At 66.2% G+C, this 8,814-nt stretch carries 9 protein-coding genes; 8 read left to right on the plus strand and 1 reads right to left on the minus strand.

All coding sequences use genetic code 11. From position 1 onward, the window contains the following. The first annotated feature begins 196 nt into the window (after nucleotides 1–196). The 7 genes from coxB to J2X65_RS24530 all read left to right on the plus strand — a co-directional run bounded on the left by coxB (nucleotide 197) and on the right by J2X65_RS24530 (nucleotide 7,649). A complete protein-coding gene (coxB, locus tag J2X65_RS24500) occupies nucleotides 197–1,183 on the plus strand; it encodes a cytochrome c oxidase subunit II (protein ID WP_310207296.1) in 987 nt (328 codons plus the stop codon). After that, nucleotides 1,180–3,684, plus strand: a complete 2,505-nt coding sequence (gene ctaD / locus J2X65_RS24505; protein ID WP_310207299.1) for a cytochrome c oxidase subunit I — start codon at nucleotides 1,180–1,182, stop codon at nucleotides 3,682–3,684. Before coxB ends, ctaD begins: the two co-directional genes overlap by 4 nt. Before the next feature lie 7 nt (nucleotides 3,685–3,691). Further along, complete coding sequence (locus tag J2X65_RS24510) at nucleotides 3,692–4,060, plus strand: hypothetical protein (RefSeq protein ID WP_310207302.1); 369 nt, start codon at nucleotides 3,692–3,694, stop codon at nucleotides 4,058–4,060. Next, complete coding sequence (locus J2X65_RS24515; protein WP_310207305.1) at nucleotides 4,057–4,725, plus strand: cytochrome c oxidase assembly protein; 669 nt, start codon at nucleotides 4,057–4,059, stop codon at nucleotides 4,723–4,725. Before J2X65_RS24510 ends, J2X65_RS24515 begins: the two co-directional genes overlap by 4 nt. Then, nucleotides 4,722–5,786, plus strand: coding sequence for a c-type cytochrome (locus tag J2X65_RS24520; RefSeq protein ID WP_310207308.1), 1,065 nt, complete (start codon nucleotides 4,722–4,724; stop codon nucleotides 5,784–5,786). The genes J2X65_RS24515 and J2X65_RS24520 overlap by 4 nt, the downstream gene beginning before the upstream one ends. Continuing rightward, on the plus strand, nucleotides 5,740–7,041 hold the full coding sequence (locus J2X65_RS24525) for a DNA topoisomerase IB (RefSeq protein ID WP_310207310.1): 1,302 nt from the start codon (nucleotides 5,740–5,742) through the stop codon (nucleotides 7,039–7,041). Before J2X65_RS24520 ends, J2X65_RS24525 begins: the two co-directional genes overlap by 47 nt. A gap of 338 nt (nucleotides 7,042–7,379) precedes the next feature. Further along, nucleotides 7,380–7,649 carry a DUF982 domain-containing protein gene (locus J2X65_RS24530; RefSeq protein ID WP_310207314.1) on the plus strand — a complete coding sequence of 90 codons (270 nt, stop codon included), beginning with the start codon at nucleotides 7,380–7,382 and terminating at the stop codon, nucleotides 7,647–7,649. Between the two features lie 25 nt (nucleotides 7,650–7,674). Here J2X65_RS24530 and J2X65_RS24535 read toward each other — a convergent pair whose 3' ends face one another. Further along, nucleotides 7,675–7,950, minus strand: coding sequence for a hypothetical protein (locus J2X65_RS24535; protein WP_310207317.1), 276 nt, complete (start codon nucleotides 7,948–7,950; stop codon nucleotides 7,675–7,677). A 221-nt stretch (nucleotides 7,951–8,171) separates the two neighbouring features. On the opposite strand from J2X65_RS24535, the gene J2X65_RS24540 reads away from it, so the two are divergent. Continuing rightward, nucleotides 8,172–8,486 carry a hypothetical protein gene (locus J2X65_RS24540; protein ID WP_310207320.1) on the plus strand — a complete coding sequence of 105 codons (315 nt, stop codon included), beginning with the start codon at nucleotides 8,172–8,174 and terminating at the stop codon, nucleotides 8,484–8,486. Nucleotides 8,487–8,814 lie beyond the last annotated feature (328 nt).

Genomic DNA, 8,814 nt, shown 5'->3' on the forward strand with positions numbered 1-8,814 from the left:
GGAACCAAGCCGGCAGCCAGCCGTTGGGATCGAAACCCTGGTTGACGGAGCCCGCCGATGCTCGATCCCCGACACCCGTGGCGCCTGGGCAGATGGCGAGTGGAGATTGTGGCGCCGGACGTCCCCATAACAGGCCGCGGGTCCGACACCGACGAACACGTGCCGCTCAGCCAACGGCCTTAAGCCTCGCACCGGGATGCGGGGCCGGGGCGGGCGGATCGATCATCATCAACGTGCCGGCTTTGCCGCCGGCGCGGGTCTTCTGCTCGGTGCCTGCAGCGGCCCGCAATCCGCTCTCGACCCCGCGGGCCGTGAAGCCGCCGAGGTTGCCATCCTGTTCTGGGTGATGCTGGCAGGCGCCGCGGCGATCTGGCTCGTGGTGATCGCCGCCGCCCTCTTCGGCAGCCGCTGGCAGAAGCAGCCGATCAGTGAGCGCGGCGGGCTGCGCATCATCCTCTGGGGCGGCGCTGTGTTTCCGACGCTGGTGCTCGCCCTACTGCTCGCCTATGGGCTGCGGCTGATGCCGGTGCTGCGCGCAGGTGAGCCGGCGCTCACGGTACATGTTTCCGGCGAGCAATATTGGTGGCGCGTCAGCTACACCGGACCGGACGGCGAGCGGATCGAGACCGCCAACGAGCTGCGCCTACCCGCTGGCCGCCCCACGGAAGTGTTCCTCGACAGTGCCGACATCATCCATTCGTTCTGGATCCCCGCGCTGGCCGGCAAGCTCGACATGATCCCCGGCCGCACCAACCGCCTGGTGCTCAATCCCGATCGGATCGGCACCTATCGCGGCGTCTGCGCTGAGTTCTGCGGACGATCCCACACCTATATGGCGTTTCCGGTGGTGGTGATGGCTCCGAGCGAGTTCCAGGCCTGGCTCGCCCGCGAGGCCGCGCCGGCGACGTCGACGACCGACGACGGCACCTTCCTCGCCAATGGCTGCGGCGGCTGCCATACCGTGCGCGGCACGGCGGCAGCGGGCAGCATCGGCCCGGACCTCACCCATTTCGCCGACCGGCTCTCGCTCGGCGCCGGCATGCTGGCCAACACACCGGAGAACCGCCGACGCTTCATCGCGGAGGCAGGAACGCTCAAACCCGGCATCCGCATGCCCTCCTTCTCCATGCTGGCACCGGCCGAACTCGACGCTATCGGTGCCTATCTCGGGAGCCTGCGATGAGCGAGAGCGACACCGAGCGCCAGCGCCGCGAAGAGGCCGAGCTGCGGACGGTGTGGGATATCCCGCTCGGCTGGCGCTATTTTTCCAACGTCAACAATCAGGTGGTCGGGCTCTGGTATACCGCCGCCTCGTTTTTCTTCTTCCTGTTCGCCGGCGTGCTGGCGCTGATCATGCGCGCGCAACTCGCGGTGCCCGGCAACGATCTCGTCTCGGCCGGCACCTACAACCAGCTCTATACGCTGCACGGCACGATGATGATGTTCCTGTTCGCCGTGCCGATCTTCGAGGCGGTGGCGATCCTCATCCTGCCGCAGATGCTGGCCGCGCGCGACCTGCCGTTCCCACGCCTGTCGGCCTTCGGCTTCTGGTGCTTCCTCATCGGCGGGGTGTTCGTCGGCGGCTCGATCTTCTTCGACGCAGCGCCGGACAGCGGCTGGTTCATGTACCCGCCGCTCGCCACCGACACGACGCAGACTGGCATCGGGGCGGACATCTGGCTGCTCGGCCTGTCCTTCATCGAGGTCGCCTCCATCGCGGCGGCGGTGGAACTGATCGTCGGTGTCCTAAAATGCCGGCCGCCCGGCATGCGCATTAACCTGATGCCGCTCTATTGCTGGTATGTGCTGATCGTCGGCGGGATGATCCTGTTCGCCTTCCCACCCCTCATCGCCGGCGACATTCTGTTCGAGATGCAGCGGCTGTTCGACTGGCCGTTCTTTGATTCCGCGCGCGGCGGCGATCCCGTGCTGTGGCAGCACCTGTTCTGGATCTTCGGCCACCCGGAAGTCTACATCATCTTCCTGCCCTCCATCGCGTTGCTGGCGATGATCGTGCCGACCTTCGCGCAGCGGCCGATTCTAGGCTATGGCTGGATCGTCCTGGCGGCGGTGGGCACAGGCTTCCTCAGCTTCGGGCTGTGGGCGCACCACATGTTCACCATCGGCCTCCCCGCGCTCTCGATCGGCTTCTTCTCGGCGGCATCCGAGGCGGTGGCGATCCCCACCGGCGTACAGATCTTCGTCTTCGTGGCGACGCTGCTCGCCGGCCGGGCCGTGTTCGCCATCCCCATGCTGTTCGCCACCGGCGCGCTCGCCATCTTCGTCTTCGGCGGACTTACCGGGGTGATGGTGGCCCTCGCCCCATTCGACTGGCAGGCGCATGACAGCTACTTCGTCGTCGCGCATCTGCACTACACTCTGATTGGCGGCATGTTCTTCCCTCTGGTCGCCGGCGTGTACTATTTCCATCCCTTCATCACCGGGCGGATGCTGTCGGAGAAGCTTGGGCGCTGGTCGTTCTGGCTGATGTTCTGCGGCTTCAACATCGCCTTCCTGCCCATGCACATCACCGGTTTGCGCGGCATGCCGCGCCGGGTGTTCACCTATCCGGAAGGGCTCGGCTGGGACGGGCTGAACCTCGTCTCGACGCTCGGTGCCTTTGTCATGGCCGCGGGAATAGTCGTGCTCGTCTGTGATGTGCTGCGCCCCGGTAAGGCCCGCGCCCCGCGCAACCCCTGGAATGCCGGGACGCTGGAATGGGTAGCGGGTGATCCTTCCGAACCCTGGGGCATCCGCTCTGTACCGCCGGTCTCCAGCCGCTACCCGCTCTGGGACCAGAAAAACCTGATGCGGGAGATCGACGAGGGCCGTTTCTTCTTGCCCGGTGCGCCGGAGAGAAAGCGCGAGACCCTGGTCACCGGCGTGCTCGATGCCGAGCCGCAGCAGGTGCTGCGCGTGCCCGGCAACAGCTTCAAGCCCATGATCGCGGCCGTCCTCATCGGCGGCAGCTTCATCGCCACGACGTTCCACTGGTACGTCGCCGCCGCCGTGTCCGGCGCGCTCGGCATCGCCGCGATCATGGTCTGGCTGTGGACCGGCACCGCACGGATACCCGAGAAACCGGAGAAGCATGCCGGCATGGGCGTGAGACTGCCGCTCTATGCCTCCGGCTCCGCCTCGGTCGGCTGGTGGGCGATGTTCATCACCATGGTCGGCGACGGCACCGCCTTCCTCAGCCTGATCTTCGCCTATTTCTACTACTGGACCATCCAGCCCTCGTTCCCGCCCGCCGCCGATCCCGTCCCGGACCTCACGCTGCTGATGGCCGGCAGCGTCGCGGCATTCGCCTCATGGGGTCTGATGCTCGGCGCCCGTGTGGCGAACCGGGCAGACCGTCCGAGCTTCCTCCGCCTCACCCTCGCCGCCTCCATAATGCTGGCGCTGATCGGCGGCGCACTGCTCGTGCTGTCGCCCTGGCAGGCGGGACTCGCTCCGACCACCCATGTCTATCCTGCAACCGTGTGGGTGATCGTGATCTGGACGACCGTGCATCTGGTCGTCGGAGCGCTCATGCAGGGATATTGCCTCGCCGGCAGCCTCGCCGGCCGGCTCACGGCCACGCACGACATCGACCTGCGCAACGTCGTGCTGTACTGGCATTTCGCGGCCCTCACCATGGCGACCACGCTCGTCGTGCTCGCCCTTGCCCCGCTTGCGATGTGAGGTCGCCATGCTGTTCCGCCGCAACACCCCGAACCTCTGGACCCTGATCGCGCCACCCACGGTTTGGGCGCTGCATTTTCTGTTCTGCTACGTCGCCGGGGCGATCATCTGCGCCAAAGCACCCGCCGCTCTGGGGGAATTGCGGCTTGCCATCGCCGCCGCCACCGTCGTGGCGCTCGGCTTTATCCTCGCCGCCGGCGTTCAAGCGCACCGGCATTGGGGCTTCGGCTCCGATCTGCCGCCGCATGATGAGCCGACCGATGAGGATCAGCAGCATTTCCTCGGCTTCGCGACGTTGCTGGTGTGCGCGCTCAGCGCGGTCGCCGTGCTGTTCGGCGCCATGCCGGCCCTGTTCATCGCGGAGTGCGTGCGATGAGGAAAGCCACGCTCATCGCCGGACTTCTGGTGCTCGCCTTCGCCTGGGGCGGACCGCTGCCGGGGGCAGCGGCGACCTCCTTCACCGCGCATATGATCGTGCATATGAGCGTCGTCGCGCTCGCCGCCCCACTGATCGCGATCGGCATTTCCGGCACAAAGCTCGACCCGTCGGCGCGCCTGCCCCGGCTGTTCTCCCCGGTGCTCGCCGCGATGCTGGAATTCGCCATCGTCTGGGGCTGGCACATGCCGCTGCTGCACATCGCCGCCCGGCAGAACGGCCTCGTGAACATTGCCGAACAGGCGAGCTTCCTCGGCGGCGGGATACTGCTCTGGCTGTCCTGTCTCAACCGCGCGGCAGGCGGCGCGACAAGCGGCGCGGTCGCCGGCGCGCTCATCGGCACGCTCGGGCTGTTGCTCACCTCGATGCACATGACGCTGCTCGGCGCGCTGATCGCCTTCGCCAGCCGTCCGCTCTATGTCGAGAACGGCGTGCCGATCTGCGGCTCCGATCCCGCCACTGCCGTCGCCGACCAGCAACTCGGCGGGGTGATCATGCTGTTCGCCGGCGGACTGATCTATCTCGCCGGCGGTCTCGCTCTCATGGCGCGGGTGGTGTTGAAAGAGCCTCCGCCATCTTCGTCGCACCGCGAGGCCTCGCCATGAGGCTGACCTGGCGCCGCCTGCTCGTCATTCTCGCCAGCGTCGTTTTGCTCGGCCTGCTCATCGCATGGTCGGGGATCATCAATATCGGCGCCAGCTCCGGGCATTGGCGCGTCACCGCCTGGGCACTGCACTGGGCGATGCAGAACTCGGTCCGCACCTACGCCCTGTTCGAACCGGATCCTCCGGCCGACCTCGACAGCGCCGCCAACATCCGCCGCGCTGCCGGACACTATGAGACCGCCTGCGCCTTCTGCCACGGCTCGCCGCTTGCCCCGGCGCCGGTGCTCGCGGCACATATGACTCCGGCCCCGCCGAGGCTCGAGGGTGCACCGGCGAAATGGACTCCGCGCCAGTTCGCCCGCATCGTCCGCCACGGCGTCAAATATACCGGAATGCCGTCATGGATCGCCCCACAGCGCGACGACGAGGTGTGGTCCATGGTGGCATTCCTTCGTGCGCTGCCGAAGATGTCGGGCGAGGATTATCGCCGCCTCGCCTTCGGTCCGCCCGTGCCGGAGGATCCGGCGCTGGAGCGCTGCGCCCGGTGCCACGGCGTCGATGGCAGCTCTTCCGGCGGCGCCTTTCCAATCCTCGCCGGCCAGAGCGAGGCCTATCTGGTACGCACATTGCGGGCCTATGCTCAGGGAACCCGCCCGAGCGGCGTCATGCAGTTCGCGGTAGACGACGTGCCGGAGATCGAGCTGCAGCGCCTCGCCCGCTACTATGCCGGCCTGCCCGGCCTCAGCGATGGCAGCCTGCCCGAAGACACGCCAGGCGCGCGCATCGCCTTCTACGGCCTGCCCGATAGGGATGTCCCCGCCTGCGAGAGCTGCCATGGCCGCTCGGCCCGCCGCAACCCGGCCTATCCGCGCCTCGCCGGACAGGACGCAAGCTATCTCGCCGCGCGGCTCACCCGCATGAAAAAGGACGAGCCGCTCAACGCCCGGGCCCATGTGATGCATACCATCGCCGCGCGCCTGCCGGAGGAGGCAATCCCGGCCGTCGCGGGTTTCTATGCGCAGCGGGGCGCCGGCCCCGTCGCACCGTCAGCCGCTCCATAAGCTCAGCCGGCGAAGAGGCTGGGCACACAGCATCCTCGACGGTGCAGATGCGGTAGCCGCGATCGAGCCCGCCACCAGTGCCGAGCGTGGCGTCGCCATGATCCTCCCCGGAGTCGGCAGGCAGAACGTATGTGCCGAACACGCGTTTCCCGCCACGCTCGCCGGAACGGACGGCATGGCGGCGGCGTTGATCGGCGCGACTTCAGGGAGACGTTCGACGGCAATGACCGACAGAAGTGCTCTCCGGCGCCTCGCGCGCCGCTTCGATCTGCGGATCGTCACCTGTTCCGCATTGACCCTCCGTCGCAAGCGGCGGGGGCGCGGCTTCAGCTATGAGAGCGGTGACGGCCGGGCGATCGAAGACGAGGCGACCCTCGCCCGGTTGAAAAGTCTCGCCGTGCCACCCGCCTATACGCAGGTGATGTTCGCCGCCGATCCCCGGGCGCACCTCCAGGCCATCGGCACCGATGCCGCCGGGCGGCTGCAATACCGCTACCATCCCGACTGGACCCGGGTACGCGAGACGCTGAAGGCGGCGCGGCTTTCGGCACTGGCCGGAGCCTTGCCGACCATCACACGCGAAGTACGGCGGGCTTTGCGTCGGCCCGAGCCTGACCAGCGCTTTGCGCTCGCTGCCGCGGTCGAACTGGTAGCGCTCACCGCCATTCGGCCGGGCAGCGAACAATATGCGGAGCAGCACGGCACGCGCGGCGCCACCACCCTGCTGAAGTCACATGTTCGGATCGATGGCGACACCATCACCCTCGCCTTTACCGGCAAGGGCGGCAAGGCAATCTGCAAACAGCTGAGCGACGCGCGCCTAGCCGTGGCGCTGACCCGGTTGAAGGCGCTGCCCGGTCGCCGGCTGTTCAAATATCGCGACGCCGACGGCGCCCTCCATGCCATTCATGCCGGCGATGCCAACCGCTTCCTCAAGGAAATCAGCGGGCAGCCGATCTCGCTCAAGGATTTCCGCACGCTCACTGCCTCGCTTGGCGTGCTCGACCAACTCGCCCGGCTGGAGCCGGAAAAGAGCGAGCGCGGCCGGCGTCAGCAGATCCGTAAGGCGATCGGGCCGCTGGCCGATGAACTTGCCAACACCTTGACGGTGTGCCGCAGCAGCTATGTCCATGACAGCGTCATCGCTGCATTCGAGAGCGGCAAATTGCGAAAGACCAGCAGCGAATCGCTTTCCAACGTAGAGCGACTTTCCCGCCTGCTGGCTCACCGAGACTGTCGGCCGCAGACGGCGTGATCCCGTTCGATCATCCGGGATCGATCTCGCCTCGCTGAATAGTGAGACGTCTTTCGGTTACTGTCCCAAACGTCAGCCCACCGCCCGGTTGGCGCACACTTTGGCAAGCACAGCGGCATCGACAATGCGGTCCATGCGAGCCTGCGGCCTCCGCGCCATGGCAAGGCAGCCGGCCAGTCCGTCACCCACCGGTTTCCGCTGGCGAGGGACGCTTCCGTTCGATGGAACGAACAGCAGTTGGGGACGTTGGGCCTGAACGGGCTGCCCTCTGGCCGGCCCGCCTGCACAACAACCTGGCCCCTGCCCCGCCTCGGCGGGGGCGTTTTCGGGGGATCGAAATGGCCATGCTCATCACGCCGATAACTGTCTGGGAGGACGGCTCCACCCGGCGGACAATCGGGGATGTCGAGGGTGCGGCACGGTTTCTGATGGAGAGTTGGCCGGAAGCCTTCTCCAACACCTCACTGCACGTCTCTGCCCGGCGAGTGGCATTGGACGCTCTGGCCCATCACGTCCCGGTCGAAGCCTTCAGGCTGGCATTTGCAACCGCGGCAGAGGAGGCCGGCATTCTGGCGGATCCGCCGGCCATCGGCTTGACCGTCGGCTGATCGCCAGATGCCTCCCTTCCCAGGCTCAGCGATCCGGCTTTGACTGATCCGCGCCTATGAGTTGGAAGCTGCTGCCCGCAACGCCGCCATTCCGGCGGTTGCACATGGCATCGTACTCGCGCTGCCTCTCCGCCATATCAAGCATGTGCACAAAGACGGCATCGGTGTCGCCGCCCGTGATTTCACGCGCGACGACCGGCCAAAGCCGGTCAATCTTCTCTTGCATTTCGGTTGGCCAGCACCCGGCCGCCAACAGATCCTGCGCGCAAATCGCACGCGCGCGTTCCTCCAGCTTTTCCATGATAGCCACGCTGCCGTCAGTACCGACGGCTCATGAGAGATGTGGCGGAAGATTTGAGGGCGCGATCAGCGCGGCGCCATTTCAACCGTTGGGGCCGATCGCCCCATGCACGGGCTCCATTTGGAACGACGAACTTATAGCACGTCCAGCGCCCAACGTCGCGTTCAATAGCATGGGAGGAACTCTTTCAACGACCAACGATTGTCCAGCGATGAGATAGGGTGAAGGCTTTCCGCAGAATGGAAGTGATGAGATCCTTCGGGGGTGAGGGCTGGCTGCGCGTCTCCGGGCTCGCCGCGACGACCGCTCGCTATGACATCAAGGTGATGCGCCGAACGACGACGGCTTCCATCGGCGGCCTCTATGCGGCCGGCTTCATTACGACCGAGATGCCGTCCATGATGGGAGTGCCCCTGACTTCCGTGCTCGTCACGCTGGAGGATGGGAGTGCGCACCGCGGGAGGATCACCGCGATATCGGCGCAGGGGGTGGAGGTGTCGTTTGACACTCCTCTAGCCTTGCTCTCTGCCGCGTGAATGATAAGCGAAGCCTGCTGCAAATCCGACGGTAGCAGTCGGCGGCGACCATTTGGCTAAGGAAGGTCCAATGGGGACAAAGGGCTATTGCCTTGCAGATCTCCATTCTCAAGGGCTCCGGCAGAAAGCGGGCGCGTTGAACGGCAGCGAGACCATCAGCACAATCGACCTCAATGGTCGCATGCGCTCATGCCTTCCACGGAAAACTGCAAATCCGATGGCGCTGCGCGGGTTTAGAGCGCCTAACAAAACCGTTTGTTAACCATGTCGGCTTGAGTTTGGCTTCATGGTGAAGAAGCTGCTTCCGGATGATTTGTGGGCGGAGATC

It is taken from the genome of Ancylobacter sp. 3268 (genome assembly GCF_031456575.1).
GTDB lineage: Bacteria > Pseudomonadota > Alphaproteobacteria > Rhizobiales > Xanthobacteraceae > Ancylobacter.

Excerpts from the sequence above, each read along its gene's own strand:
- coxB (WP_310207296.1), top strand. The coding sequence starts at position 197 with ATGCGGGGCCGGGGCGGGCGGATCGATCATCATCAACGTGCCGGCTTT.
- ctaD (WP_310207299.1), top strand. The coding sequence starts at position 1,180 with ATGAGCGAGAGCGACACCGAGCGCCAGCGCCGCGAAGAGGCCGAGCTG.
- J2X65_RS24510 (WP_310207302.1), top strand. The coding sequence starts at position 3,692 with ATGCTGTTCCGCCGCAACACCCCGAACCTCTGGACCCTGATCGCGCCA.
- J2X65_RS24515 (WP_310207305.1), top strand. The coding sequence starts at position 4,057 with ATGAGGAAAGCCACGCTCATCGCCGGACTTCTGGTGCTCGCCTTCGCC.
- J2X65_RS24520 (WP_310207308.1), top strand. The coding sequence starts at position 4,722 with ATGAGGCTGACCTGGCGCCGCCTGCTCGTCATTCTCGCCAGCGTCGTT.
- J2X65_RS24525 (WP_310207310.1), top strand. The coding sequence starts at position 5,740 with ATGCGCAGCGGGGCGCCGGCCCCGTCGCACCGTCAGCCGCTCCATAAG.
- J2X65_RS24530 (WP_310207314.1), top strand. The coding sequence starts at position 7,380 with ATGGCCATGCTCATCACGCCGATAACTGTCTGGGAGGACGGCTCCACC.
- J2X65_RS24535 (WP_310207317.1), bottom strand. The coding sequence starts at position 7,950 with ATGGAAAAGCTGGAGGAACGCGCGCGTGCGATTTGCGCGCAGGATCTG.